Source organism: Poseidonocella sp. HB161398 (genome assembly GCF_005870025.1).
Taxonomy (GTDB): domain Bacteria; phylum Pseudomonadota; class Alphaproteobacteria; order Rhodobacterales; family Rhodobacteraceae; genus Mangrovicoccus.
The window spans coordinates 1-26,007 of record NZ_VATA01000040.1 but is presented as its reverse complement, the minus strand read 5'-3'; the positions used below and the strand labels follow the sequence as shown (position 1 = coordinate 26,007).

Genomic DNA, 26,007 nt, shown 5'->3' with positions numbered 1-26,007 from the left:
CGATGAGTCCAATCCAGGTGAGCGGAACAGGTCCCGGCTCCCGGATCATCGAGGCAGCGCCGGGGCGCTGCCTGCACGGGTCTTGACCGAAAGCACGCCCCGAAGGGCGCGCGATCAGAACTTCAGACCGCCTTCACGCGCGGCGTCGGCCAGAGCCTTCACCTTGCCGTGGAACAGGAAGGCGCCACGATCGAAGTAGCACTCTTCCACGCCCTTCGCCTTGGCACGCTCTGCAATCAGGGCGCCGACCTTGGCTGCGGCTTCGACGTTGTTCTTGCCTGCCAGACCAAGATCCTTCTCGAGGGTCGAGGCGGAGGCCAGGGTGATGCCCTGGACGTCGTCGATCAGCTGGACGCTGATGTTCTTGTTCGAACGGAAGACCGACAGGCGCGCGCGCCCGTTTGCCATTTTCCGCAGTTTGTTCCGAACGCGCAACCGGCGCTTCAGGAACAGCTCTCGTTTGCTGTTGGCCATGTTGCCCGTCCTTACTTCTTCTTGCCTTCCTTGCGGAAGATGAACTCGCCCTTGTAGCGGATGCCCTTGCCCTTGTAGGGCTCGGGACCGCGCCACTCGCGAATGTTTGCTGCAACCTGGCCGACCAGCTGCTGGTCGATGCCTTCGACGATGATCTCCGTCTGTTTCGGGCAGGTCACGGTGATGCCTGCCGGAACATCGAAGTTCACGTCATGCGAATAGCCGAGTGCCAGCTTCAGGGTGTTGCCCTGGATCTGCGCACGGTAGCCGACGCCCTGGATTTCCAGCTCTTTCTTGAAGCCGTCCGACACGCCGGTGACGAGGTTCGCCACCATGGTGCGGGTCATGCCCCACTGCTGCCGGGCAACCTTGGTCTTGTTGACCGGGGTCACCTTGACGGCGCCGTCTTCCAGTTCGAGAGACACGAGGTCCGTCGCGGTGAAGGAGCGGGTGCCTTTCGGACCCTTCACTTCGACCGTCTGGCCCTTGATGTCTGCGGTCACGCCCGAAGGAAGGGCGACCGGTTTCTTGCCGATACGAGACATTTCTGCCCTCCTTAGAACACTGTGCAGAGCACTTCGCCGCCGACATTGGCCTGGCGGGCATTCGCATCGGTCATCACGCCTTTCGGGGTGGAGACGATGGAGACGCCCAGGCCTTGACGGACCTGCGGGAGCTCGGTGGCGCCGGCGTAGACGCGGCGGCCGGGGGTGGAGACGCGCTTCAGCTCGCGGATGACCGGAGTGCCTTCGAAGTACTTCAGGCTGATCTTGAGGGCCGGGTGGCCATCTTCGCCCGTCGTGGCTTCGTAGCCGCGGATGTAGCCTTCGTCGGCCAGCACGTCGAGAACCCATGCGCGCAGCTTCGACGCCGGGGTGACGACGGTCGACTTGCGACGCAGCTGGGCGTTGCGGATGCGGGTGAGCATATCGCCGAGAGGATCGTTCATGTGTATACCTCCCTTACCAGCTGGACTTCACGAGACCAGGGATCTGGCCTGCGGAACCGAGGTCGCGGAGCATGATCCGGCTGACCTTGAGCTTGCGGTAGTAGGCGTGCGGACGCCCGGTGAGCTGGCAGCGGTTGTGCAGCCGGGTTGCCGAGGAGTTGCGCGGCAGCTTCGCCAGTTTCAGGCGGGCCTTGAAGCGCTCTTCCATCGGAAGGTTCTCGTCATTCGCGATCGCTTTGAGAGCTTCGCGCTTGGCGGCATACTGCTCGACCAGGCGCTCCCGCTTCTTCTCGCGTTCGATCATGGATTTTTTTGCCATGTCCTAGATCCTCGCCTTAGCTGTTGAACGGCATGTTGAAAGCTTTCAACAGCGCCTTGGCTTCTGCATCCGTGGACGCGGTGGTGCAGATGATGATGTCCATCCCGCGGACCGCGTCGACCTTGTCGAATTCGATTTCCGGGAAAACGATGTGTTCCTTCAGGCCGGTGGCGTAGTTGCCGCGGCCGTCGAAGGACTTGCCAGGCACGCCGCGGAAGTCGCGGATGCGGGGCATGGCGATCGTGATCAGGCGATCGAGGAATTCGTACATCCGGTCGCCGCGCAGCGTCACCTTGGTGCCCAGCGGCATGCCTTCACGGACGCGGAAGCCTGCGATCGACTTCTTCGCCTTGGTGATGACTGCCTTCTGGCCGGCAATCGCCGTCAGATCTTCGGCTGCCGACTTCACCTTCTTGGTGTCGTTGACGGCTTCGCCGACGCCCATGTTCAGGACGATCTTGTCCAGACGCGGGATCATCATGACGTTCTTGTAGCCGAACTCTTCCTGCAGCTTGCTGCGGATTTCGTTGCGGTACAGGGCCTTGAGGCGCGGGGTGTAATCGGTCACGTCGAGCATCAGACGGTCTCCCCGGTGGTCTTGGCGAAACGGACCTTCTTGCCGTCTTCCTCGCGGAAGCCGACGCGGGTCGCCTTGCCGTTCGAGTCGAGCAGCGCGAGGTTCGACAGGTCGATCGGCATCGCCTTGGGGATGCGGCCGCCCTGGGACTGCTGGGTCTGCTTGGTGTGGCGGATGGCGACGTTCACGCCTTCGACCACGGCCTTGCCTGCCGACGGGTTCACGGACTGGATCTCGCCCTGCTTGCCCTTGTCCTTGCCGGCAAGGACGACGACCTTGTCGCCTTTTTTCAGCTTAGCAGCCATCTCAGAGCACCTCCGGCGCCAGCGAAATGATCTTCATGAAGTTCTTGGCGCGCAGCTCGCGGACGACCGGCCCGAAAATACGGGTGCCGACCGGCTCGCCGTTGTTGTTCAGGATGACGGCAGCGTTGCGGTCAAAGCGGATGGCGGTGCCATCTTCGCGGCGAACTTCCTTTGCGGTCCGGACGACGACGGCTTTGCGAACGTCGCCCTTCTTCACGCGGCCCCGCGGAATGGCTTCCTTAACCGAGACGACGATGATGTCGCCCACGGAAGCGTATTTCCGCTTCGAGCCGCCGAGGACCTTGATGCACTGAACCCGGCGGGCGCCGGAGTTGTCAGCGACATCCAGATTGGTCTGCATCTGGATCATGGTTAGTCTCCCGACCTTTGGGAACGGGTCCCAGGGTTTCGAATAGTTCGGGCGGAATATTCCGCCCGTCGTATCCAGTCAACTGAAAGCGTGGCGCCTTACCAGGTGCCGTGCACTTCCCAGCGCTTCGTCTTCGACTTCGGCGCGCATTCGATGATGCGGACCTTGTCACCAGCCTTGTAGGCGTTCTGCTCGTCGTGAGCCCGGTACTTCTTGGACTTACGGATGGTCTTCTGCAGAACCGGGTGCTTGAAGCGGCGCTCGACCGAAACGGTGACGGTCTGCTCGTTCGCGGCGCTGGTGACGACACCTTGCAGGATGCGTTTGGGCATGGACTCAGGCCTCCGGCTGGGCAGCTGCGGCTGCCTTCTGGTTCAGGACAGTTTTGACACGGGCGACATCGCGGCGGACCTGGCGGATCCGTGCGGTGTTTTCCATCTGGTTCGTGGCTGCCTGAAAGCGGAGGTTGAAGGCCTCTTTCTTCAGATCGGCCAGCTGGTCACGCAGCTGGTCCGGGGTCTTCTCGCGAAGTTCCTTGGCGTTCATCGCCCTTTTCCTTTGCACAATCACCGGAGAGCCCCCTGCGGTCGAGGTCACTCTGATTCCGGTGGAGTCGGTGAATGAGCGGCCCCTATACGCGGATGACGGCAAGATGACAAGGCTTCTCTGGCCCGTGGGGCGTTTTCCGCGCCCTCTGGGGCGGGCGCCGCCCGGCAGGCGGTCATCGGGGAAAGCGTCGCGGGGGAAATCCTGGAGCGGGTAGTCGGAATCGAACCGACACCAAGAGCTTGGAAGGCTCGTGTGATACCATTTCACCATACCCGCGCCGTTCCGGAGACATAGAAGAAGCGAAAAGCGGAGGCAAGGCCCGTCAGCGCGGATTCTGGTTAAGATGCGCCGGACCTCTGCCCGGGACCTCCCTCGCGGGCTGTGCCATCCCGCCAAGCACATTCGCACTAATAGAGTCGCATGGCCGCGCTTGCATGGAGCCCTGAGCCCCCTCCGGCCCGCAGCCCTGCCCTTCCCGGAGGCGGGACGCATGCCCGGGAGGACCTGCCACGGCATGCGCCGCTGCCCCCAGCTTCGCGCACCTGCCCCGCGAGGAGGTCCTCGCCCCGCCCATCGCAGCCGTACCCGATGAGGCCACGGCCGACCGAGGGCGGTGCCCTCCTCGCCGGGCCGGGCCGCGCCAATGCGATCGACGGCCTCGCGGGGAATGACACTATCTAGGACCATGACGGCGACGATGTCGTCGGCCGCGGGCCGGACCGGGAGTCCATCCACGTGCGCGACGGGAATGACGTGCCCCATGCCGATGGCGTCGGGGTGCAGGACGGGGACGGCACGGTCCGTGTCGGGCGGAACGCGACCATCGAGGCCGGGCCGGTATCCGGTCTGTTCGTCCCGGGGGCGCGGGCTCCGCTCCATCATCATCGACAGATTCGAGGACGATGCCGACGTGATCGACCTCTCGGCCCTCGGCGTCACCGGCATGCGGGAGCTGGATTTCCGGGAAGACTGGATTCCGCCGGATCGCGTCCGCCAGATCTGGATCGGGCGCGCCTGCCTCGAGGAGGCCCGGGGCATCGCGCTGGACGTCCCGCAGTCGCCGGCGGAGATCTACTGGGATATCGGACCGGAGGATGCCATCTTCGCCCGAGCCTGCAGGCGGCCCGTCGGGATGCGGTTTTCCGGGGAGAGAAGTGGTGCCGCAGAAGGGACTCGAACCCCCGACCCCATCATTACGAATGACGTGCTCTACCAGCTGAGCTACTGCGGCGCCGGTGCCGCGAAGCACCGTGGAGCGGCTGGTAGCAAATCCCTGCTACCAGCGAAAGACCGAAATTACGCTTTGACGGTCGATTCTTCGGCAGAGCCCTCTACGGTCTCGGCCTCTTCCGGCGATGCCGCCGGGCCCTTGTCCTCGAGCGCGCCGACGATCAGCGGCAGCATGCCCGCGGAGACCTCCGGCATCACCTCGGAGGCCGGCGCCGGCTTCCAGCTCAGCGTGTCGAAGCTGCCGCAGACATCGCAGACCGGCTGCCATTCGGCATAGACCGCGCCCTCGACCTCGCAGACCCAGGCATTGCCGCGCGGCGCCGTGACCGCCTTGGCGAGCCAGGCCTTCACCGCCGTGTCGGAGCCGCCCTCGCCGCGCTCGATCGCCGCCATCAGCGTCATCACCCGCGCGGTCGGATCGGTCTCGACCAGATCGCCCAGGGTGCGGCGCGCCTCGGGGAAATGCTCGGCGGCGATGTTCAGTTCGGCCATCAGCATGCGGGCCTCGGGATGCTGCGGATCCTTCTTCACCAGGTCGCCGAAGCGCTTCAGCCGCTTCTCCGGCGTCTCCTGCGGATCGATCGCGGCATAGGCCGCGGCAAGCGACGGGTGCGGCTCTGCCGCCCAGGCGGTGCGGATCAGCTGCGCCGCCTTGGCGCCCGAGCCCATCTCCACCTGCGCCTTGGCGCCCTCGACCACGGCGGGGGCGAAATTCGGCAGCTCCCTCGCCGCGTCCAGCGCCGCCTTGCGCGCATCCTCGAGCTTGCCGGCCCGGCGCAGGTCGTAGGACTGGCAGAGTGCCAGCAGCCCGTCGCGGCGCTTGGCCAGGTCCTTCGGCGCAGTGTGGTACTTGCGCTTCAGCCCCAGCGTCGCCCGTGCGCCGGACCAGTCCTTCTCATGCGTCTGCATGAGGAACAGCTGGTCGGCGGTCTCGGAATGCGCAGGCTGCAGCTTCAGCGCGTTCTCGGCCAGCTTGCGCGCGGTGGCCTCGTCGCCCTCGCCCAGCTTCTGCCGCATCAGCCCGCGGATCGCCACGAAGCGCGTCTTGTCGTTCGACAGGAGCTTCTTGTAGCTTTCCATCGCCATCGCGTTGTCGCCCATCTGCTCGGCCGCCTGCGCTGCCAGCAGAACCGCGGCCTCCTCGTTGGCCAGCTTGCCGTCGGCCTTCTGCGCCTTGCGCAGCGCCAGCTTGCTGTCGCCCGAGGCGAGCGCCAGCATGCCCTCGCTGAGCAGCTGGTTGCCGCGCTTCTCGCGGTAGCGGTAGAACCAGCGCGTGAACGCGGTCTTGTCGCCGGCGATGAAGCGCAGGAGCGCGACCAGCAGCCCGACCAGCCGCATCACGATCCACACCGCCACGAAGAGCAGCAGCGCCGCGACCACGGCCTGGAGCGGGCCGAGCGTGACCTCGTAGCCGCCGAAGATCACGGTCAGGTTCTCGCCCGAGCCCGCGATGATGGTGATCGCGTATTCCAGCGCGACGACGACCGCGACGAAGACAAGAATCTTGATAAGGGTCCAGAGCATGATCTCGTCCTCAGTTCGTGTTCACGGCCGCGGCCAGACCGGGCAGGGCGGCATCGGCATCCACGCGGGCGCGCGCCTGGTCCGCCCATCCGCTGAGCTCGGCCTGCCCGTCTGCGGGCAGCGCGTCGAACTCGGCCAGCGCGGCGGCCAGATCGCCCTCCTCGACGGCGACCGTCATCCGCGACAGCACCGCGTCCGGATCGTCGCCCTCGCGCGCCTCCAGCGAGCGCACGCCGGTCTGGGTGCGCAGGAAGGCCATGAAGCGGTCGGCCGGATCGTCGGTCATGGTCGAGGTCAGCGATTCCTCCAGCGCCTCGCGGGCGGCCGGGGTGAAGCTTTCCTGCAGCTCGAGCACCGTCGGGATGCCCGTCGCGCCATTGTCGAGGATCACCGCCGGGACCTCGGTCACTTCCTGCAGCGCAGGCAGCGCGGTCTCGTAGGGGATGCCGGCGTTGAGTGCCGCGACCACCTGGGCCAGCGCCGCTTCGGCGACCGCCTGGTTGGCGCGCTCCTCGGCCGCGGCCTCGGCGGCGCGGGCGCGCTCCTCGGCGGCGGCGACCTGCGCGGCGGCCGCATCCTGGGCCGAGGCCAGATCCTTCTGCGCCTCTTCCTGCATCGCGGTCAGCTCGGCCGCGGAGGCGGCGGAGATGTCGGTCAGCCGGTCCTCGAGCTTGCCGGCATCCTCGCGCTGGCTGGCCAGCATCGTGCGCAGCTCCTCGAGCTGGCGCTCGTAGCTGTCGAAGGCCGCCTTGGCCGTGTCGGAGCTTTCCACCAGCGGGCGCTTCTCGACCGCGACCAGCCGTTGGTCGACCTCGGCCAGGCGCTCGTCGAGCCCGCCCAGCCGTTCGCCGAAGCTGCCCATCCGCGTGTCGACATTGGTCAGCGAGGTCGCCACCGTCTCCATCTGCGACTGCGCCGAGGACAGGAGCGTGGTGACATCCTCGAGATCGCCATGGACCACGTCCTGAAGCGAGGAAAGCTCGCCCGAGAGCGATTCCATCTGGCCCGAAACATCGCCGACCAGGCCCTCGATGCCGCCGGTGACATTGCCCACGGCGGTTTCGACGGAGCTGCTATTCTCGGTTTCCAGCTCGTCCAGCCGGGTCTTCAGCGCCTCGAGCTCGACCGCGACCGGGTCCTTGCCGACGCCGGTCATCGACAGCCAGTCGACCTTGACGAACTGCGCCGCGCCGAAGCCGACCAGCGCCGCCAGGACGCCGCCGAAGATCGTCGAGAAGACGCCGCCGCCATGGCGGCCGCTCTCGGCCGCGGCCGGAGCAGGCGCCGCGGCGGGCGCGGCAGGCCCTTCCGCGGCCGGCTCTTCCGGAGCCGGTTCCTCCCAGACGGGCGCTCTCTCTTCCGCGGGCTCTTCCGCGGGCGCGTCGGCGGCAGCCTCGGCAGCCGGCTCTTCCGGCGCATCCGCCGGGGTCTCCTGCGCGTCGAGGACAGGCTCCTCGACCGCGGCATCCGCCTCTTCCTTGGTCATGTCCGGCTCGGCCTGGACGCTGGAGGCGCCGCTCTCTTCCGTTCCATCCCCGGGAGGGGTCTCTGAGACGATCTCGGCATCCTCGACATCGCGCGGGGTGTCCGCGACGTCCTTTTCGGTTGCCTTGCCGTCGGCGGTCTCGTCCTGCCGCCCGCGCTTGTCATCCGTACTCAAAACTGCGTCCTCTCCCTGGAGCTGTCCGCCGGGGTCTGTCCCGAATTGCAACTTAGACCGGCGGCGTTCGATTTCTCAAGCACGCAAACTGGCGTCTTGCTTGGCAAGCAGGTCCAGCACGGCCCCGGAATCCGGACGCGCGGCCACGTCGAGTCTGGCGGCACTCTGCACAGGCAGGGCACCGGCGGCAGCAGGGCTGATTGCCGCAACAAAAAGATCGGCCGCCGCTCCGGAAAGAAGCGGCGCCAGGAGCCGTGCCGAGCGTGCCGAGAAAACCGGCAGCAGCACCGGACCGGGCTGCGCCAAGAGGCGCAGGGCGTCTGCGCAGGGCGGCGCCGGGGCCTGATCGTAGACCACCGCCTCGCCGATATCGAGCCCGGCCGCCGAGAGCGGCGCCGCCAGGGGCGCCGAGACATGGGCACCGCGCAGATGCAGGAGCCGCCCGCCGGGACGCTCGCGCAGGAGGAGCGCCATCAGCTCGGGCAGCGCCCCCTCGGCGGACCGCGCCGCCAGCCCGGCCGCCGCCGCCGCCGCCGCGGTGCGCCCGCCGACGCACCAGGCCGGCAGGCCCGGCGGCCAGCAGATCCCGGGCTGCACCGCCTGCGCCGAGGTCAGCACCACGCCCGCCACCCCCTCGAGCGAAGGCAGCTCCGCCCGCGGCACGATCTGCATCACCGGCGAGATCACCACCGGCCCCTCCCCCAGGCGCGCCTGCGCCTCGGCGGCGAAGCGGCGCGACTCGGGCGCGGGGCGGGTCAGGAGCAGCGGGGCATGGGGCACGGGACGCTCGGCAAGCTTGTGGCGGTCGGTCCCCGATGCTAGCTGCCGGATATGGAGAGAACAACGGGTCACGACCGGGCGCTGACGGTGCTCGGGATGGAAAGCAGCTGCGACGACACCGCGGCGGCGGTGCTGCGCCATGTGCCGGGCCGGCCGGCGGAGATCCTCGCCAATGTGGTGCTGGGCCAGGCGGCGCTGCACGCGCCCTTCGGTGGCGTCGTCCCCGAGCTTGCCGCCCGCGCCCATGCCGAGAAGATGGATCTGGCCGTCGAGGAAGCGCTCGGCACGGCCGGGCTGCCGCTCTCGGCGGTGGATCTGGTGGCGGTGACGGCCGGGCCCGGGCTGATCGGCGGCGTGCTGGCGGGCGTGATGTGCGCCAAGGGCATCGCCATGGGCGCGGGCCTGCCGCTGGTCGGCGTCAACCACCTGGCGGGCCATGCGCTGACGCCGCGGCTGACCGACGGGCTCGGCTTCCCCTACCTGATGCTGCTGGTCTCGGGCGGGCACTGCCAGTTCCTGGTGGCCGAGGGCCCCGACCGCTTCACCCGGCTCGGCGGCACGATCGACGACGCCCCCGGCGAGGCTTTCGACAAGACCGCGAAGCTGCTCGGGCTGGAACAGCCCGGGGGCCCCTCGGTGGAGCGCGAAGCCGCCAAGGGCGACCCGGCCCGGTTCCGCTTCCCGCGGCCGCTCCTCGACCGGCCCGGCTGCGACCTGAGCTTCTCGGGGCTGAAGACCGCGCTGATCCGCGCCCGCGACCAGGCGATGGCGGGCAAGGGCGGGCTGACGGTCGGCGACCGCGCCGATCTCTGCGCCGGCTTCCAGGCGGCGGTGGCCGACGTGCTGGCCGAGAAGTCCCGCCGCGCCCTGGCCGCCTGCGCCGAGCGCGGATTGCAGCTGACGGGCTTCGCCGTGGCCGGCGGCGTGGCAGCGAACCAGGCGCTGCGCGAGCGGCTGACCGCGGTCGCGGGCGGCATCCCCTTCCTCGCGCCGCCGTTGAAGCTCTGCACGGATAACGGCGCGATGATCGCCTGGGCAGGGCTGGAGCGGTTCCGCGCGGGCCAGGCCGACGGCATGGATCTGGCGGCGCGGCCGCGCTGGCCGCTGGACCAGCGCAGCCCGGCTCTGCTCGGCTCCGGCAAGAAGGGACCGAAAGCGTGATCGGCGTGATGGGCGGCGGCGCCTTCGGCAGCTCGCTGGCCATCACCCTGGCGCGCGCCGGGCAGGAGGTCGTGCTCTGGGCCCGCGATCCCGCCGCCATGGCCGCCCGCCGCGAGAGCCCGCGCCTGCCCGGCATCGCCTTCCCCGACGCGCTGCGCGTCACCGCCGCGCCGGGCGACCTGGCCGGGGCCGAGGCGATCCTGCTGGCCGTGCCGATGCAGGCGCTGGCCGGGCTGCTCGAGGCGCATCCCGGCCTCTGGCCCGGCCGGACGCTCGTCGCCTGCTGCAAGGGGATCGACCTGGCGAGGCTGACCGGCCCCTCGCACCTGATTTCCGAGCTCGCCCCCGGGGCCGTCCCGGCGGTGCTGACCGGCCCGAGCTTTGCCGCCGATATCGCAAGCGGCCTGCCGACCGCGCTGACCCTGGCCTGCGCCGGCGAGGACGCGGCGGGGCTGCAGGCGCTCCTGTCGACGCCGACGCTGCGGCTCTACCTGACCGACGACTTGGCCGGGGCCGAGCTTGGCGGCGCCTTGAAGAATGTCGTCGCCATCGCGGCCGGCGCGGTGATCGGCGCCGGGCTGGGCGACAGCGCCCGCGCCGCGATCATGACCCGCGGCTTTGCCGAGATGGCCCGCGCCGCGGCGCATCTGGGGGCCCGGCCCGAGACGCTGACCGGGCTTTCGGGCTTCGGCGACCTGGTGCTGACCTGCACCTCCGAGCAGTCGCGCAACTACCGCGCCGGGCTGGCGCTCGGCCGCGGCGCGGCGCCGGATCCGTCGATGACCGTCGAGGGCGCCGCCACCGCGCGCGCCATGGCGCGGCTGGCAGAGCGCGCCGGGCTCGATTTGCCGGTCACCCGCGCGGTCGCGCGGCTGGTCGACGGCGATCTTTCGGTGGCCGAGGCGCTGGCCGCGCTGATGGCCCGTCCGCTGCGGGAGGAATAGAGGATGAAACGCGCCATCGTCACCGGCGGGGCCGGGCTGATCGGCACCGCCATCTGCGAGCGGCTGCTGGCCGATGGCTGGGAGGTCGCGAGCCTCGATCTGGCCGACGGCCGGGCCGGCCGGCAGGTCCGCTGCGACATCTCCGACGAGGCCTCCGTCGCCGCCGCCTTCGACGCGCTCGGCTGGGACGAGATCGGCCTTGTCGTGAACAATGGCGGCAAGGTCGGCGCACAGACGCCCGATCTGGGCAAGACGACGCTGGAGGACTGGAACGGCATGATCGGCAGCCATCTGACCGGCGCCTTCCTGGTCAGCCGCGCGGCGCTGCCGCGCATGCAGGCGGGCGGCGCGATCGTGATGATGGCCTCGACCCGGGCGCTGATGTCCGAGGGGCACGACTTCGCCTATGCCGCGGCCAAGGGCGGGATGGTCTCGCTGGCCCAGGCCCTGGCGGTGCAGCTCGGCCCGCGGATCCGCGTGAATGCCATCGCCCCGGGCTGGATCACCGATGACCCGGACCTGAGCGAAAGCGACCATGCCCAGCACCCGGCGGGCCGCGCCGGCCGGCCGGACGACATCGCCGGGGCCGTGCTCTACCTCGCCACGGCGGGCTTCGTCACCGGCCAGACCCTCGCCGTCGATGGCGGGATGACGAAGAAGATGATCTACGAGGAGTGACGCTCCGCCGTTTCGGGGCGGGACATCCCGCGCGCAAAGCGGCTGCCGCACCGGGCGGGGACCATAGGACAGACGGCCCGCCGCGCCGCGCGACAGCAGCGCCCGAAAAGAGTCGCGCCGCCGGGACCGGGCAGTGCAGGCAGGCGGCCGGCGCCCTCCGCGACAGGCTCCGGTCTTCGCCGCCGCAGTCCCGCGCGGGGCCGTCCGGACATCGGCGGCGGAAAGGCTCGCGGGCATCGCAGCACGGCTCCGGCACGCACATGCCGGCCGCGGGCCTGTCGAGTTCGGGGAACATGCGCTGGCCCGGGCGCTGCGCGCCGGACGGCGCCGGCAGCGCATTCGATTGGCCCGGACCGCGGCTTTCCGCGCGAAAGCGCTGCCGGATATTCCCATCCGCGCCCGAAAGGCACTAGGTACGGGCGAACGCATAGAGGAGTCCGTTCCATGCCCTATACCCTGATCTGCCTGGACAAGCCCGGCGCGCTTGAGATCCGCAAGGCCAACCGCGACGCGCATCTGGCCTATATCGCCGAAACCGGCGCGGTCGAGCAGGCCGGCCCGTTCCTCGACCCCCAGGGGCAGATGATCGGCTCGCTGGTGATCCTGTCGGTGGAGACCGAGGAGCAGGCGGCCGAGTGGGCAGCCGGCGATCCCTATGCAAAGGCCGGTCTTTTCGACAGCGTGCAGGTCATGCACTGGAACCGCGTGATCGGCTGACCCGGCCCGCTCAGCCCGCCAGGAACGGCAGGCTGAGCCCGAAGGCCCCGGCCAGGAGCACGGCATTCAGGCCGAGGACCAGCACCGCGCCGGCCCCGGCCAGCGCCATCACCGGCGCCGACACGGCCAGCTCGCCCATCACGTCGCGGCGCGACACGAAATAGAGAAGCGCCAGCATCGGCACCGGCAGCGCGATCGACAGCACCACCTGGCTCATCACCAGCGCCTGGGTCGCGTTCACCCCCGCCAGCACCACCGCGAAGGCCGGCACCATGGTCACGGCGCGGCGCAGCCAGATCGGCACCCGCACCCGCAGGAAGCCCTGCATGATCATCTGCCCGGCCATCGTCCCCACCACCGAGCTGGAGACGCCCGAGGCGATCAGCGAGACCAGGAAGGCCGCCGCCGCCGCCCCGCCCAGGAGCGGCGTCAGCGTGTGGTAGGCAGTCTCGATCTCGGCCACTTCGGAATGGCCGCGATGGAAGGCGCTGGCCGCCATGATGACCATCGCCACGTTGATCATCCCCGCCACGGCCAGGGCCAGAACGACCTCGGTATTGGAATAGGAGACCAGCCGCCGCCGCTCGGCCGCGTTCCTCGGACGGGCGCGGGCCTGCGTCAGGCCGGAATGCAGGTAGATCGCATGCGGCATCACGGTCGCGCCGATGATGCCCACCGCGATGGTCAGCGCCATGGCGTCCGGCAGGGCCGGCGTCGCCATCCCCGCCCCGGCCGCCGCCCAGTCGACCGGCGCGATCAGCATCTCGGCCAGGTAGCACAGGCCGATCACCCCTACCATGGCGCCGATGATCAGCTCCATCGGGCGGAAGCCCCGCCCCTCGAACATCAGGAGCCCGTAGGTCACGATCGCCGTCACCGCCATCCCCGCCAGCAGCGGCAGCCCGAAGAGCAGCGACAGGCCGATCGCGCCGCCGAGGAATTCCGCCAGGTCGGTGGCCATCGCCGCCACTTCGCTGACCGCCCACATCCCCCAGACCAGCGGCCGGGGAAAGCGGTCGCGCGACAGCTCCGCCAGGTTGCGGCCGGTGACGATGCCGAGCCGCGCCGAGAGCCCCTGGAACAGCATCGCGATCAGGTTGGCCATCAGCACCACCCAGAGCAGCTGGTAGCCGTAGCCCGCCCCCGCCTGGATGTTGGTGGCGTAGTTTCCGGGGTCCATATAGGCGACCGAGGCCACCACCGCCGGGCCCGCGAAAAGCAGGCGGCCGCGCAATCCGCGGGATTCTCCTGAAAGAAAGGAATTGATTCCGGCCCGTGTCCGGTCCGTGAGACTCTGCATGACTCGCACTGCCTTGCGCCAATTGGCTGGGTTCTACTTGCGAGGGAGTTGCAATTGAAATCCGCTCTCCCTGTCTTTCACGCAGGTTTGACACAAGCGCACGCCGCCCGGCAACCGGCGCACGGACGCAGGCCGGACCAGGACCGGGCGGACGGCGCGGCAGGCGATGGCCCGGCGCAGCAGGGTCAGGTGGCGAGGCCGCCCATCTCGCAGATGATGCGCCATTCCTCTTCGGTCACCGGCTGCACCGAGAGGCGGGAGTTCTTCACCAGCACCATTTCCGACAGGCGCGGATCGGCCTTGATCTGCTCCAGCGTGACCGGGCTCGGAAGCGTCTCCAGCGCGCGGATGTCCACGCATTCCCAGCGGGCGTCGTCGGTGGTGCTGTCGGGATGCGCCTCGGCGCAGACCTCCACGATGCCGACCGCCGCCTTCTCCTTCTGCGAGAGATAGAAGAGGCCGCGGTCGCCGAGCGCCATCTCCCGCATGAAGTTGCGCGCCTGGTAGTTGCGCACCCCGTTCCATTCCTCGCCGGCATCGCCCTTGCCGAGCTGGTCCTCCCAGGACCAGGTGGAGGCTTCGGATTTGAACAGCCAGTAGCGCATCGGACACTCACCAGTTTCGGGGGGACAGTCCCTGCCCGCCATGGACCGGGCCGGCCCGGCACGGAGTCCCGCGCCGGCCTGCCCGCTGCAGATGGCCCCAAGATGTCGCGAACGCGGCGGCCATGGTCAAGGGGCTTGAACCGCGCGGGCGCGGTCCCGCCGACAGAACGGAGCAGCCCGCGATCTGCGCCGCACCGGGGCCGCCCAAGCTGGCCGGAGCTGGCCGGGCCGGATCTCCGGCGGAAAATGTCCCGATTTTCGCCTAAATCATGGGCAATTCTTCCTTGCCCGGACCGATTGCGGCGGCTGAATGCGTCCCCGGCGCTTTGCCACCGGCAATCCCGGCTTATCCTCGAGCCCATATAACAGGGAATGCAGGAGTCTCCGCATGGCTAGTCCGGATGCAACATCAGGGGGCGGCCGCATGTCGCTCACTGCGAAGATACTGATCGCCATGGCAAGCGGGATCGTCGTCGGGCTGATCCTGAATGCCGTCGATCTCGGCTTCCTCAACAGCCTGCTCGTCAACGGGCTGTTCACCATGGTCGGCACGATCTTCATGAACGCGCTGAAGATGCTGGTCGTGCCGCTGGTCATCTTCTCGCTGATCTGCGGCGTCGCCGGGATCGGCGACATCTCGGCGCTCGGCCGCGTGGGCGGCAAGTCGCTGGTCCTCTACATCGCCACCACGGCGCTGGCCATCATGATGGCCATCGGCATCTCGCTGATCATCGGGCCCGGCAGCGGCTTCGAGATGGCGGGCGTCGAGGCCGGCTCGGTCGCGGGCAAGGAGGCCCCCTCCGCGTGGAACGTGATCGCCGACATCGTGCCCTCGAACCCGATCGCGGCAGCGGCCAACGGCCAGATGCTGCAGATCATCTTCTACGTCATCGTGCTGGCGGTCGCCGCGCTGATGCTGGGCGACATCTCGAAACCGTTCCTCGAAGCCTGCGAATTCATGAACGAGCTGATGATGAAAATCGTCGAGATCGTCATGCATTTCGCCCCCTACGGCGTGTTCTGCCTGATCGCCAAGGTCTTCGCCCAGGAGGGTCTGGTCGTCTTCCTGCCGGTGCTGGGCTATGTCTCGTCGCTGGTGCTGGCGCTGCTGCTGCACTGCTTCGTGGTGCTGATGATCATCTTCAAGGTCTTCACCGGGCTCAGCCCCGTGACCTTCCTGAAGAAGATGTGGCCGACCCAGGTCTTCGCCTTCTCCACCGCCTCCTCCTCGGCGACGATCCCGGTCAACTACCAGGGCGTGACCGAGAAGATGGGCGCCGATCCCTCGGTCGCCTCCTTCACCATCCCCTTCGGCGCCACCATCAACATGGACGGCACCGCGATCATGCAGGGCGTGGCGACGGTCTTCATCGCCAATGTCTACGGCGTCGATCTAGGCGTCTCGGGCTACCTGACGGTGATCGGCATGGCCGTGCTGGCCTCGATCGGCACGGCCGGCGTGCCCGGCGTCGGCATGGTGATGCTGACCATGGTGCTCAGCCAGGTCGGGCTGCCGCTTGACGGGATCGCGATCATCCTCGGCGTCGACCGGCTGATGGACATGCTGCGCACCGCGGTGAACGTGACCGGCGACGCGATGGTGACGGTGCTGGTCGCCAAGACGGAGGGCAAGCTCGACCTCGCGACCTTCGCCAATCCGGATGCCGGCGCGGAGAGCGAGCACGGGCTCGACATCGACCCGGAGACCGAGAAGCGCCTGGCCGATGCCGTCCATGCGGCCGAGCACCGGCCCGCGGAATAGGCCCGGGGCAAGGCCCGGAAACGCGAAGAGGGTTCCGGTCAGCCGGAACCCTCTCTTCCACCCCGGACACACCCCTGTCCGTGATACCTGTCGGCGCAAGGTGCGCCTGTGTCAGATGACCCTACAGGAAAACGCCCATTTCCCAAAGCGCGTAATCCCTAAAAATCAGGCACTTGTCTTAGGGGGCTGTCAAGAACCCCGCGCCGGGCGCTCAGTGCCCGCCGCGCAGCCGCGCCACCAGATGGCCGAGCGGCACGAGGCAGAAGCCGATGGCGAGCCCCAGCACCGACGAGGCCGCCGCAGCCGCCAGCCAGCCGATGAAGGGCACGGCATGGCCTGCGGCCTCCTGCAGGTGGTGCACCATCTCCGCGGGCGCGTGCAGCCCCAGCTCTTCCGAGCCGTGCAGCAGGATGCCGCCGCCGACCCAGAGCATCGCCACCATGCCGATCTTGGCCAGCGCGAAAAGCACCCAGGGCATCGCCCGGACCAGCCAGCGGCCGAAGCGCTGCACCGCCTGCGAGCCGCTGTTCTCCGCCAGGTGCAGCCCGATATCGTCGGCCTTCACGATCAGCGCCACGGCGCCGTAGACCCCGGCGGTGATCGCGATGCCGACCGCGGCCAGCACGATCGCCTGCTCCCAGAGCGGCGAGTCGGGCAGCGAGCTGAGCGAGATCGCCATGATTTCCGCCGAGAGGATCAGGTCGGTCTTGATCGCCGAATTGACCCGCACCTTCTCCAGATCGGCCCCCGGCGCCACGCCCGGCGCGCTGGCATCCTCCTTGTGCGGGCGGATCATCTCCAGCACCTTCTCGGCGCCCTCGAAGCACAGGAAGAGCCCGCCGGCCATCAGGATCGGCGTGATCGCCCAGGGCGCGAACTGGCTCAAGAGCAGCGCGCCGGGCAGCAGGATCACCAGCTTGTTGAAGACCGAGCCCTTGGCGATCTTCCAGACGATGGGGATCTCGCGCGCCGGCGAGAAGCCCATGACGAAGCGCGGCGCCACCGCGGCGTCGTCGATCACCACCCCGGCCGCCTTCGACCCGGCCTTGGCGGTCATCCCCGCCACGTCATCGACCGAGGCAGCCGCCGTCTTCGCGATCAGCGCCACGTCATCCAAGAGCGCCAGCAATCCCGAACTCATGAATATATCCCTTGCAGATGGCCCGAGCCGCCGCGCCGCCAGAGGGCGCGGCCGGGCTCAGGACCGGATCCAGTCTTCCAGTTCACCGACTGTCATCGCGCCGGGCGCCGCCTTGTTCCCGGCAAGCCGCGCCCCGAGCCGCGACAGCGCGGCATTCACCGGCGCCTCGAGCCCGCCCTGCCGTGCCAGCATCGCGATCTCGCCGTTGAGAAAGGCGGTCTCCAGCTGCGCGGCGCCGCGCGCCAGGCTCTGCGTGGTCGAGGTGCCGGCCCGGGGCGCGCCCGCGATCGTGCCGCGGCGGATCTGTTCGCGGCGGGGGTCGTCCTCGTCGATGGTGCGCCAGCTCAGGCCGAGCGCGCGGTAGACCGTCTCGGCCTCTTCCCGCGCCGCCTTGCGGATGGCGCCGTCCTGGGCGTCGGGCCCGACCGCCGCATCGATGACATTGGAGAGGTTCAGGAGCAGCTTGCCCCGCTTCCAGGTCATCACGTCCTCCGACGGGCTGCAGGCGACATTGCCGGCCTCCAGCGCCTCGGCCAGGCGCGCGTCATCGGCATCGCTGCCGCCCGGCCAGCAGCCGATATCGAACATGCCGAAGCGCGGCTCGACGAAGGTGCGGACATGGCCCGGGGCGACCATGGCGCAGGGCATCATCACGTTGACGCCGTGGATGTTGGGGAAGTAGCGCGCGGCCAGCGGCTCGTTGGCCAGGCTGTTCTGCGTGCAGTAGACCGGCTGGCCGCCGAGCCCGGCCAGCGCCAGACGCTCCAGCGCGGCGCCGCTGTCCTGGGTCTTCACGGCCAGCAGGATGATGTCATCCGCGCCGAGCTCCAGCTCGCGGGGATCGGCGACGCAGGGGATGCGCGCCTCGATCCGCTCCGCCGGGCTTTCCAGCAGGAGCGGCCCCGATTGCAGCGCCGCAAGCTGGGCGCCGCGGGCGATGCCGGTCACGGGCACGCCTGCCCGCGCCAGCCCCGCCGCGACGGTGCCGCCCACGGCACCAAGTCCGTAGACGACGATCCGCATGTCAGTAGCGGTAGTGCTCGGGCTTGAACGGGCCTTCCGGCGCGACGCCGATATAGGCCGCCTGCTCTGCCGTCAGCTTGGTCAGCTTGGCGCCGACCTTCGCCAGATGCAGCGCCGCGACCTTCTCGTCGAGATGCTTCGGCAGGACATAGACCTCGTTGCCATAGGCGTCGCCGCGGGTGAAGAGCTCGATCTGCGCCAGCACCTGGTTGGTGAAGGAGGCCGACATCACGAAGGACGGGTGGCCGGTGGCGTTGCCGAGGTTCAGCAGGCGGCCTTCGGACAGCAGGATGATGCGGCTGCCCGAGGGCATCTCGATCATGTCCACCTGTTCCTTGATGTTGGTCCACTTGTGGTTCTTCAGCGCCGCGACCTGGATCTCGTTGTCGAAGTGGCCGATATTGCCGACGATCGCCATGTCCTTCATCGCGCGCATATGCTCGATGCGGATGATGTCCTTGTTGCCGGTCGTGGTGATGAAGATGTCGGCGCTGTCGACCACATCCTCGAGCAGCACGACCTCGAACCCGTCCATCGCCGCCTGCAGCGCGCAGATCGGGTCGGCTTCGGTGATCTTGACGCGCGCGCCCGCGCCGCGCAGCGAAGCGGCAGAGCCCTTGCCCACGTCGCCATAGCCGCAGACCACGGCGACCTTGCCGGCCATCATCGTGTCGGTGGCGCGGCGGATGCCGTCGACCAGCGATTCCTTGCAGCCGTACTTGTTGTCGAATTTCGACTTGGTCACGCTGTCATTGACGTTGATCGCCGGGAAGGGCAGCTGGCCCTTCTTCTGCAGCTCGTAGAGACGGTGCACGCCGGTGGTGGTCTCTTCCGAGACGCCCTGGATCTGCTCGCGCATCTTGGTGAACCAGCCCGGGGAGGCCTCCATCCGCTTGGCGATCTGCGCCTTGATGACGGCTTCCTCTTCGGAGCCCGGCACCGGGATGATGTCCTCGCCGGCTTCGGCGCGGGCGCCGAGCAGGATGTAGAGCGTGGCGTCGCCGCCATCGTCGAGGATCATGTTCGGGCCCTCGGGGAACATGAAGGACTTGTCGAGATAGTCCCAGTGCTCTTCCAGCGTCTGGCCCTTGACCGCGAAGACCGGCACGCCGGCTTCGGCGATCGCCGCCGCGGCGTGGTCCTGGGTCGAGAAGATGTTGCACGAGGCCCAGCGGACATCCGCGCCGAGCGCCACCAGCGTCTCGATCAGCACGCCGGTCTGGATGGTCATGTGCAGGGAGCCGACGATGCGCGCGCCGGCAAGCGGCTTGGCTTCGCCGTATTCCTCGCGCAGCGCCATCAGGCCGGGCATCTCTGTTTCGGCAATGTCGAGTTCCTTGCGGCCGAAACCGGCGAGGCTAATGTCCTTGACGACGTAATCCTGCGACATGGGAGGCGCTCCTAAACGGTCTTGAGTCCCAAGCCACCTAGCATCTGGCCCCCTGCACGGCAATGCGCCTGAGCCGCCCGGGCGGCGCAGGCCGCAGGGCGTCCGTCAATTCGACGCGCTGAGCATCCCGGCGCCGCCATCCGTCCAGTCTTCGCCCTGGTCGAGCACGCAGGACATGCCGGTCTTGCCGTCATAGTCGACAAGCGCCCAGACGCCGGTATCGGACGAGGCCCAGATGACCGACTCCTCGGTCGAGGTCCAGCTGACGGGGCTGAGCTGGTACCAGTCGATCAGCGCCGCCTCCATTTCGTCGCTTTTCATGCAGATCACGTCGGCAGTGGCCATGGAGGCCGGGACAGCAAGCAGTGTCGCGAGGGTCAGGATTGCGGGTTTCATGTTTGGCTCCTTCGTGGGATGAAACCCTCGGGCGGGGCCGAAGTTCCCTGCGGAGCGGCAAGTTCGGGCGGAAAGCATGGCGAAACAGGCAAGGGCATGGCAGCGCATGCTGTCGGGGCGCAGGCTCGACCTGCTGGATCCGACGCCCTTCGACATCGAGGTCGAGGACATCGCCCACGGCCTGGCCTTCGTCGCGCGCTGGAACGGCCAGACGCTGGGCGACTATCCCTATTCGGTGGCCGAGCACTCGCTGCTGGTCGAGGCGATCTACGCCCGGATCTCGCCCGAGGCGCCGGCCCGCTGGCGTCTGGCCGCGCTGCTGCATGACGCGCCCGAATACGTGATCGGCGACATGATCTCGCCGGTGAAGGCGGCGATCGGCCCGGATTACGGCGAGCTCGACCAGAGGCTCACCGCGGCGATCCACCTGCGCTTCGGCCTGCCCGCGACCCTGCCCAAGCCGGTCAAGGCGGCGATCAAGCGGGCCGACAATGTCTCCGCCTGGATGGAGGCGACGCAGATCGCCGGCTTTTCCGAGGAGGAGGCGTCGAAATTCTTCGGCCGGCCCCGTCCGGAGCTGACGGACCGGTTCGAGGTGCGGCTGCGCCCGCCGCTCGAGGCCCGCGAGGACTACACCGCCCGCCATGCCGCGCTGATGGCCGCAATGTGATCCGCTGCGGCAGCAAGGCTGATGCCGCAGCGCAGCATTCCGTGTTAGGAAGATCCCGTCCCCAAAGCGTGAGTCGTGCGATGAGCGAAACCGTGACGCGAATGGCCCCCGGCGAGGCCATGCAAGAAGAGGCCCTGCAGGGCTGGGCCATGACCCGGACCGATCCCGTGGCCGGGCCCGAGCGGCCCTTCGACCTGCTATTCGTCCATGGCATGGCCTCGGGCGGCTGGATCTGGGACCGCCCCTGGCTGGAGCGCTTTGCCAAGGCCGGCTACCGGTCCTGGACGATCACCCTGCCCGGCCGCAAGACCGGCGGCTCCATCGCCACCAATCCCGACGTGCTCGACACCGTGCTGAGCCTCGCCTTCGAGAAGGGCGACACCCGCGCGGCGCTCGGCCTACTGGCGCAGTCCTTCCCCGGCATGCCCGCGCTCGACGGGCCGACGCTCGACGATTTCAGCGACGCGATCGCCACCAGCCTGGACCAGATCGGCCGGCCCGCCGCCGTGGTGGCCCATTCGCTGGGCGGCGCGGCGACCCAGAACCTGATGCGCCGCGGCAGGCGGCCCGAGGCGACGGTGCTGCTGGCCTCGGTGCCGCCCTACGGGCTCTGGCGCGCCTCGATGGAGATGGCCTGGCTCAATCCCGAGCTCTACATGGCGCTGATGGATTTCTCGATGGCCGGGCTCAATCCGGGCAATATCGGGGTAATGCGCCACAACCTCTTCCCGCGGGGCATCTCGGACCGCGATTTCGGCGAGCTGGTGCCGAAGATGACCGACGAGAGCCTGCGCGCGATGACCCAGGCGCTCGGCTTCCCGCCCTTCGCGCCGCTGCCCGGACCGCAATCCGACGTGCTGGTGATCGGCGGCGAGCTCGACCGCATGGTGCCCGTGCCCGATGCCTACGGCACCGCCTTCTACTATGGCGGCATCCCGCGGATCATCCCCGGCGCGGGCCATGTGCTGATGATGGGCGAGCCGGCTCCGGCGGTGATCTCCGAGATCCTCGGCTTCCTCGACACCCGCCAGGGCTGAGCCGGCCCCGGGCGCTGGCACAGCGGCCCGCCTGCATATGGCGCGCGCCCCGGACGCGGGCGCTCTGCACGTCTGGCGGGAAGGCGGGAAGGCGGGAAGGCGGGAAGGCGGGAAGGCGGGAAGGCGGGAAGGCGGGAAGGCGGGAAGGCGGGAAGGCGGGAAGGCTCGCCCAGGCATCCGTTCAGCGCAACCCCTGGCATTCCGCCCTGTTCAGCAGCACCCACCCGCCGGAAGCCGGGCCCCGGCCGGAAAAGGAAAGCCCCGGACCCGGTAGCGATCCGGTCCGGGGTAGTCGAAATGCTGGTTCCGGGGCACTTTTTGCACCCCTGCATCGGAAAGCGGGACGGCCAGGCGGGTTTTCCGCTTGTCCCGGCATCCGTGGGCGCGTTTTGCGCCCGATTACTTCCGTGCCAGTTCCGGCACCCCGAGTCGTACACATTTTAGGTAAACTCGAGGTTAACCGTAATTGAACCGGCAGCGCGGCGCTCAGCCCCGCTGCATCATCGACGGTGCGTTGAAGGCCTTGGAATAGGGGATCGCGACCTCGAGGAAGGCGTTGTAGCTTTCCATGCACTTGGCGAAATCCGGGTTCGCAGCGGCCTGCTCGTCCATGACCTCCTTCACCGCGCCGCGCAGCGCGTCGAGCACCTCCGGCGGGAAGGTCTTGAACTCGACACCGGCCTCCTGCAGCTGCTTGAAGGCGATGGCGTTGTAGTACTCGAACTGGCCGATATTCTGCGACAGCGCGCCATCGGCGGCCGAGCGCAGGATTGCCTGCAGGTCCGGGGTCAGGGTATCCCAGGCGTCCTTGTTCACGACGACTTCCAGACCGGCGCCCGGCTCGTGGAAGGCCGGCGCGTAGCAGATATTCGCCACCTTGTTCAGGCCGAAGGCCTGGTCGAGCATCGGGCCGACCCATTCGGCGGCGTCGATCGCGCCCGACTGGAAGGCCGGGAAGATCTCGGTGGGCGGCATCAGCACCGCGTTCACGCCGAGCTTGCGCATCGCCTCGCCGCCGAGGCCTGCGATCCGCATGTTCAGGCCAGAGAGATCGGCGACCGTGCTGATCTCCTTCTTGAACCAGCCCGCCGCCTGCACGGTCGAGTTGCCCGAGAAGAGCGGCATCAGGTTCCGCTGGGCGTAGATTTCCTCGAAGAGCTCCTGGCCGCCGCCATAGTTCATCCAGCCCGACATCTCGCCCGCGGTCATGCCGAAGGGAATGGTGGTGAAGAAATGCAGCGCCGAGTTCTTGCCGGCATTGTAGTAGGGGGTGGAATGGCCGATCTCGGCCGTGCCCTGCTGCACCGCGTCCTCGACCGCGAAGGCCGGGACCAGCTCGCCGGCCGAGAACAGCTTCAGCTTCAGCTTGCCGTCCGCCATGGCGTTGACGCGCTCGACGAAATTGACCGCATTGGTGCCCACCCCCGGCGCCTGCGCCGGAAAGGAGGTCGGGCATTTCCACTCGATCACGCCCTGCGCAATGGCCGGAGCGGCAAGCGCGGCGGCCGGGGCGGCCACGGCCCCGGTCTTCAGGAAATCACGGCGTTTCATTCAGTCTCTCCCTTCGGGGGCCCGTGGCCCCTCTTCCGTATCAGCCAAACAGCATATCCGGCAGCCAGGTCGCAAGATCGGGCCACAGGAAAACAATCGCCAGCGTCACCAGCTGGATCAGCACGAAGGGGATCACCGAGCGGTAGATCGCCCCTGTCGAAATGTCCGCGGGCGCCACCGAGCGGTAGTAGAACAGCGCGAAGCCGAAGGGCGGCGTCAGGAAGGAGGTCTGCAGGTTCAGCGCGATCAGCACGGCGAACCAGACCGGATCCACGTCCTGCAGGATGATCGGCCCGACCAGCGGCACGACGATGAAGACGATCTCGACGAATTCCAGCACGAAGCCCATGACGAAGATGATCGCCAGCGTGATCAAGAGCATGGTGCGGTGGTCGCCCGGCAGCCCGGTCAGCATCTCGTGCACCCAGACATCGCCCTCGAAGCCGCGGAAGACCAGGGACAGCATGGAGGCGGCGAGGATGATGCCGAAGATCATCGCCGAGACCTTCACGGTTTCATACAGCGCCGCCGCCATCACGCCGGCCCGCCAGAGCGCGATCACCGCGATGACAAGCCCGAGGACGAGGAGCACCGTCAGCCCCAGCGCCAGCATCGCGCCCGGCCCCATCGCCACGGTGGCGGCGCTCAGATCGACCCGGCCGACGCCTGCGAGGCGCAGCGCCACCAGGCCGAAGCCGACCGCCGCGGTCAGCGACATGGCGATGCGCAGCCAGGCCGGGGTCAGCCGCTGGGTCAGCGCCGCCTCGGGCACGACGCCGGGCATCACCTCGTCGTCGCCCGCGGCGCGCACCCGCGCGGCGGTGATCAGGATGGTGCCCGCGACGCCGATTGCCGCCGCCTCGGTCGGCGTGGCGACGCCCGCGAGGACCGAACCCAGCACCGAGAGGATCAGCAGGATCGGCGGCACGATCTCGCGCAGCACATCGGCAAGCGAGGAGTCGGGCATCGGCTCGGAGGAGGCCGGCGCCTCGTGCTTCCACAGGATGCCGACGGCATAGACCCCGTAGAGCGCGACCAGCACCAGCCCCGGGAGCAGCGCGCCGGCGAAGAGATCGCCCACCGTGACCGCGTCGGGCGCGAAGTTCCCCGCCCGCTGCTGCGCGTCGAGATAGGCATTCGCCACCTGGTCGCCCAGGAGGATCAGCACGATCGAGGGCGGGATGATCTGGCCCAGCGTCCCCGCCGCGCAGATCAGGCCGCTGGCGGTGCCGTCCGGCACGCCGACGCGGCGCATCGCCGGCAGCGAGATCAGCCCCAGCATCACGATGGTTGCGCCGATGATCCCCGTCGAGGCCGCGATCAGCGTCGAGATCATCAGCACTGCCGCCACCAGCGCCCGCGGCGAGCCGCCGAGAAGGCGGCCGACCTGCATCAGCATGCGCTCGGCGACGCGGGATTTCTCCAGCAGGATCCCCATCAGCACGAAGAGCGGCACGGCAAGCAGCAGCGAGTTCGACATCACCCCGAAGGCGCGCTGCGGATAGGCCTGCAGGTAGCTCAGGTCGAAGCCGCCGAAGGGCGCCGCGATGAAGGCCAGCAGCACCGGCACGCCGGCCAGCACCAGCATCACCGGGATGCCCGAGAGGATGCCCCCCAGCAGCGAGAGGCCGAAGACGATCAGCCAGGCATGCTCAATCATGGCGCACCGCCAGGGCCGCCAGGCCTTGCAGGATCATCAGCACGCAGGCCAGCGGCAGCATCGACTTGACGATGAAGAAGCCGGGCAGACCGCCGGTCTCCTTCGAGCCTTCCATGATCGACCAGCTGAAGGCCACGTCCGGCCAGACCCACCAGAGCGTCAGCCCGAAGAACGGCAGCAGCAGCGCGAGGATTCCCGCGATGTCGAAGCGGCGCTGCCATTTCGGCGACTGCCCGGCGCGGAACACGTCGACGCGGACATGGCCGTCCTCGGCGAAGGCGACCGGCAGGCCCAGCACCACGAGCGCGGCAAAGGAATAGGCGACGGCATCCTGCAGCTCGATGAAGCCGATGCCGAAGACATAGCGCAGGATCACCACTGCAAGCTGTCCCAGCACGATCAATACAAGCAGGCCCTGGCAGAGCAGCCCGGTTACCCGGTGCAGGCTCAGGGCAATCCGGTTCACCATCTCGCCGTTCCTTTTCAAGTCATGGCGCCCCATGCCCAAAATGCCGCGGATCCGCAAGGCTGACCCGCCGTTGCGGGCAATTTCCGGTCGTTCAGCGTGGCACGGGAAGCCCGCTCGGCACCATCCCGGGCACGCCGAGCCGGCCCGCGAGCCCCGCCGGATCGGTCAGCGCGGCGAGAAAGGCGAGGATCTGCGCCACCTCCGCGTCGCTCAGCGCGACCGGGGCGAGCTCGCTGGCCGCCGCGATCCGCGCCATTTCCGGCGGATCGGCCAGCACCATGTGGTCGCGCGCCCCCGGCAGATGCGGCAGCCGCGCCTGCGACAGGTCATAGGCCCCGAGCGCCGCCACCGGATCCAGATGGTGCCGCACCACCGCCTCGAGCGAGGCATAGGCGCCGTCATGGCCATAGGGCGCGGTCTCGGTGACATTGCGCAGCGACGGCGTGCGGAAGCGGTAGGCGTCCTCTGCCGCGCCGGTCACGCGCTGGCGCCCCTCGTCGCGGAAGCCGCTCTCGAACCGCGCCGCCTTGCCCGGGCCGATCTGCGGCATGGCGATGGCATGGAAGGCCTGGTCGGTCTGGAACCGTCCCGAATGGCAGGCGTCGCAGCCGGCCTTGCCGTAGAACAGCTGCCGCCCCGCCTCGGCCGCGGACGGCAAGGGCGTGCCGGCGAGGAACCCGATGGGGTGGATGGCTCCTGCTCCAACCGGCGTCGCAATGCGCCATAGTGCAGTTGTCGTGACTGCTATGAGAGGAGCCACCCAATG

General features: G+C 68.6%; 29 protein-coding genes and 2 tRNA genes. 7 read left to right on the top strand and 24 right to left on the bottom strand.

Annotated elements, in window-relative coordinates:
- Positions 1-114 precede the first annotated feature (114 nt).
- The 14 genes from rplR to FGX59_RS24605 form a co-directional block, all read right to left on the bottom strand.
- The gene (rplR, locus tag FGX59_RS24670; protein WP_108258678.1) at positions 115-474 is read right to left on the bottom strand and encodes a 50S ribosomal protein L18; all 360 of its coding nucleotides are present in this window, start codon (positions 472-474) and stop codon (positions 115-117) included.
- An 11-nt stretch (positions 475-485) separates the two neighbouring features.
- Positions 486-1,019, bottom strand: a complete 534-nt coding sequence (rplF, locus tag FGX59_RS24665; protein WP_138469795.1) for a 50S ribosomal protein L6 — start codon at positions 1,017-1,019, stop codon at positions 486-488.
- A gap of 11 nt (positions 1,020-1,030) precedes the next feature.
- Positions 1,031-1,429 (bottom strand): 30S ribosomal protein S8, encoded by a 399-nt coding sequence (gene rpsH / locus FGX59_RS24660; protein ID WP_171060819.1) that lies wholly within the window; start codon positions 1,427-1,429, stop codon positions 1,031-1,033.
- A gap of 7 nt (positions 1,430-1,436) precedes the next feature.
- A complete protein-coding gene (gene rpsN / locus FGX59_RS24655) occupies positions 1,437-1,742 on the bottom strand; it encodes a 30S ribosomal protein S14 (protein WP_138469793.1) in 306 nt (101 codons plus the stop codon).
- Between the two features lie 16 nt (positions 1,743-1,758).
- Complete coding sequence (gene rplE, locus FGX59_RS24650; protein ID WP_138469792.1) at positions 1,759-2,319, bottom strand: 50S ribosomal protein L5; 561 nt, start codon at positions 2,317-2,319, stop codon at positions 1,759-1,761.
- Complete coding sequence (rplX, locus tag FGX59_RS24645; protein WP_138469791.1) at positions 2,319-2,624, bottom strand: 50S ribosomal protein L24; 306 nt, start codon at positions 2,622-2,624, stop codon at positions 2,319-2,321. The genes rplE and rplX overlap by 1 nt, the downstream gene beginning before the upstream one ends.
- A gap of 1 nt (position 2,625) precedes the next feature.
- Positions 2,626-2,994 (bottom strand): 50S ribosomal protein L14, encoded by a 369-nt coding sequence (rplN, locus tag FGX59_RS24640; RefSeq protein WP_072708063.1) that lies wholly within the window; start codon positions 2,992-2,994, stop codon positions 2,626-2,628.
- Positions 2,995-3,092: 98 nt separating this feature from the next.
- Complete coding sequence (gene rpsQ, locus FGX59_RS24635) at positions 3,093-3,326, bottom strand: 30S ribosomal protein S17 (protein WP_138469790.1); 234 nt, start codon at positions 3,324-3,326, stop codon at positions 3,093-3,095.
- A 4-nt stretch (positions 3,327-3,330) separates the two neighbouring features.
- Positions 3,331-3,540, bottom strand: a complete 210-nt coding sequence (gene rpmC, locus FGX59_RS24630; protein ID WP_138469789.1) for a 50S ribosomal protein L29 — start codon at positions 3,538-3,540, stop codon at positions 3,331-3,333.
- A gap of 205 nt (positions 3,541-3,745) precedes the next feature.
- Positions 3,746-3,819: transfer RNA gene (locus tag FGX59_RS24625), tRNA-Gly, on the bottom strand.
- An 879-nt stretch (positions 3,820-4,698) separates the two neighbouring features.
- Positions 4,699-4,774, bottom strand: a tRNA-Thr gene (locus FGX59_RS24620).
- A 65-nt stretch (positions 4,775-4,839) separates the two neighbouring features.
- Entirely contained in the window at positions 4,840-6,297 is a 1,458-nt protein-coding gene (locus FGX59_RS24615; protein ID WP_138469788.1) for a heme biosynthesis protein HemY, read from the bottom strand.
- Between the two features lie 10 nt (positions 6,298-6,307).
- Positions 6,308-7,957, bottom strand: a complete 1,650-nt coding sequence (locus FGX59_RS24610) for a hypothetical protein (RefSeq protein ID WP_138469787.1) — start codon at positions 7,955-7,957, stop codon at positions 6,308-6,310.
- A 75-nt stretch (positions 7,958-8,032) separates the two neighbouring features.
- Positions 8,033-8,737, bottom strand: a complete 705-nt coding sequence (locus FGX59_RS24605; protein ID WP_171060816.1) for a uroporphyrinogen-III synthase — start codon at positions 8,735-8,737, stop codon at positions 8,033-8,035.
- A 51-nt stretch (positions 8,738-8,788) separates the two neighbouring features.
- Here FGX59_RS24605 and tsaD point away from each other — a divergent pair, with 51 nt between their 5' ends.
- From tsaD to FGX59_RS24585, 4 genes are all read left to right on the top strand, one after another.
- Positions 8,789-9,898 (top strand): tRNA (adenosine(37)-N6)-threonylcarbamoyltransferase complex transferase subunit TsaD, encoded by a 1,110-nt coding sequence (gene tsaD, locus FGX59_RS24600; RefSeq protein WP_138469785.1) that lies wholly within the window; start codon positions 8,789-8,791, stop codon positions 9,896-9,898.
- A complete protein-coding gene (locus FGX59_RS24595) occupies positions 9,895-10,842 on the top strand; it encodes an NAD(P)H-dependent glycerol-3-phosphate dehydrogenase (RefSeq protein ID WP_370296254.1) in 948 nt (315 codons plus the stop codon). Before tsaD ends, FGX59_RS24595 begins: the two co-directional genes overlap by 4 nt.
- 3 nt (positions 10,843-10,845) lie before the next feature.
- Entirely contained in the window at positions 10,846-11,520 is a 675-nt protein-coding gene (locus FGX59_RS24590; protein ID WP_138469784.1) for an SDR family NAD(P)-dependent oxidoreductase, read from the top strand.
- Between the two features lie 444 nt (positions 11,521-11,964).
- Positions 11,965-12,237, top strand: a complete 273-nt coding sequence (locus tag FGX59_RS24585) for a YciI family protein (RefSeq protein WP_138469783.1) — start codon at positions 11,965-11,967, stop codon at positions 12,235-12,237.
- 10 nt (positions 12,238-12,247) lie between these two features.
- Here the strand turns inward: FGX59_RS24585 and FGX59_RS24580 are convergent, their stop codons facing one another.
- Entirely contained in the window at positions 12,248-13,537 is a 1,290-nt protein-coding gene (locus FGX59_RS24580) for an Nramp family divalent metal transporter (RefSeq protein WP_138469782.1), read from the bottom strand.
- 185 nt (positions 13,538-13,722) lie between these two features.
- Positions 13,723-14,142: an EVE domain-containing protein gene (locus tag FGX59_RS24575; protein WP_138469781.1), complete on the bottom strand. Its 420-nt coding sequence runs from the start codon at positions 14,140-14,142 to the stop codon at positions 13,723-13,725.
- A 424-nt stretch (positions 14,143-14,566) separates the two neighbouring features.
- On the opposite strand from FGX59_RS24575, the gene FGX59_RS24570 reads away from it, so the two are divergent.
- Positions 14,567-15,904 (top strand): dicarboxylate/amino acid:cation symporter, encoded by a 1,338-nt coding sequence (locus FGX59_RS24570; RefSeq protein WP_171060815.1) that lies wholly within the window; start codon positions 14,567-14,569, stop codon positions 15,902-15,904.
- 211 nt (positions 15,905-16,115) lie between these two features.
- Here the strand turns inward: FGX59_RS24570 and FGX59_RS24565 are convergent, their stop codons facing one another.
- The 4 genes from FGX59_RS24565 to FGX59_RS24550 form a co-directional block, all read right to left on the bottom strand.
- Positions 16,116-17,045, bottom strand: a complete 930-nt coding sequence (locus FGX59_RS24565) for a DUF808 domain-containing protein (RefSeq protein ID WP_138469779.1) — start codon at positions 17,043-17,045, stop codon at positions 16,116-16,118.
- A gap of 57 nt (positions 17,046-17,102) precedes the next feature.
- Positions 17,103-18,068: a ketopantoate reductase family protein gene (locus tag FGX59_RS24560; protein WP_138469778.1), complete on the bottom strand. Its 966-nt coding sequence runs from the start codon at positions 18,066-18,068 to the stop codon at positions 17,103-17,105.
- Position 18,069: 1 nt separating this feature from the next.
- Positions 18,070-19,458: an adenosylhomocysteinase gene (gene ahcY, locus FGX59_RS24555; RefSeq protein ID WP_138469777.1), complete on the bottom strand. Its 1,389-nt coding sequence runs from the start codon at positions 19,456-19,458 to the stop codon at positions 18,070-18,072.
- Between the two features lie 105 nt (positions 19,459-19,563).
- A complete protein-coding gene (locus FGX59_RS24550) occupies positions 19,564-19,854 on the bottom strand; it encodes an S-adenosyl-L-homocysteine hydrolase (protein ID WP_138469776.1) in 291 nt (96 codons plus the stop codon).
- A 76-nt stretch (positions 19,855-19,930) separates the two neighbouring features.
- Here FGX59_RS24550 and FGX59_RS24545 point away from each other — a divergent pair, with 76 nt between their 5' ends.
- Together FGX59_RS24545 and FGX59_RS24540 are read left to right on the top strand one after the other, a co-directional pair.
- A complete protein-coding gene (locus FGX59_RS24545) occupies positions 19,931-20,524 on the top strand; it encodes an HD family hydrolase (protein ID WP_138469775.1) in 594 nt (197 codons plus the stop codon).
- A 101-nt stretch (positions 20,525-20,625) separates the two neighbouring features.
- Positions 20,626-21,561: an alpha/beta fold hydrolase gene (locus tag FGX59_RS24540; RefSeq protein WP_240722691.1), complete on the top strand. Its 936-nt coding sequence runs from the start codon at positions 20,626-20,628 to the stop codon at positions 21,559-21,561.
- Positions 21,562-22,047: 486 nt separating this feature from the next.
- Here FGX59_RS24540 and FGX59_RS24535 read toward each other — a convergent pair whose 3' ends face one another.
- The 4 genes from FGX59_RS24535 to FGX59_RS24520 form a co-directional block, all read right to left on the bottom strand.
- Positions 22,048-23,112: a TRAP transporter substrate-binding protein gene (locus FGX59_RS24535; protein WP_138469773.1), complete on the bottom strand. Its 1,065-nt coding sequence runs from the start codon at positions 23,110-23,112 to the stop codon at positions 22,048-22,050.
- Positions 23,113-23,152: 40 nt separating this feature from the next.
- The gene (locus tag FGX59_RS24530) at positions 23,153-24,772 is read right to left on the bottom strand and encodes a TRAP transporter large permease subunit (protein ID WP_138469772.1); all 1,620 of its coding nucleotides are present in this window, start codon (positions 24,770-24,772) and stop codon (positions 23,153-23,155) included.
- A complete protein-coding gene (locus FGX59_RS24525) occupies positions 24,765-25,241 on the bottom strand; it encodes a TRAP transporter small permease subunit (protein WP_138469771.1) in 477 nt (158 codons plus the stop codon). The genes FGX59_RS24530 and FGX59_RS24525 overlap by 8 nt, the downstream gene beginning before the upstream one ends.
- Positions 25,242-25,332: 91 nt before the next feature.
- Positions 25,333-25,899: a cytochrome-c peroxidase gene (locus FGX59_RS24520; protein WP_370296252.1), complete on the bottom strand. Its 567-nt coding sequence runs from the start codon at positions 25,897-25,899 to the stop codon at positions 25,333-25,335.
- Positions 25,900-26,007: the final 108 nt, after the last annotated feature.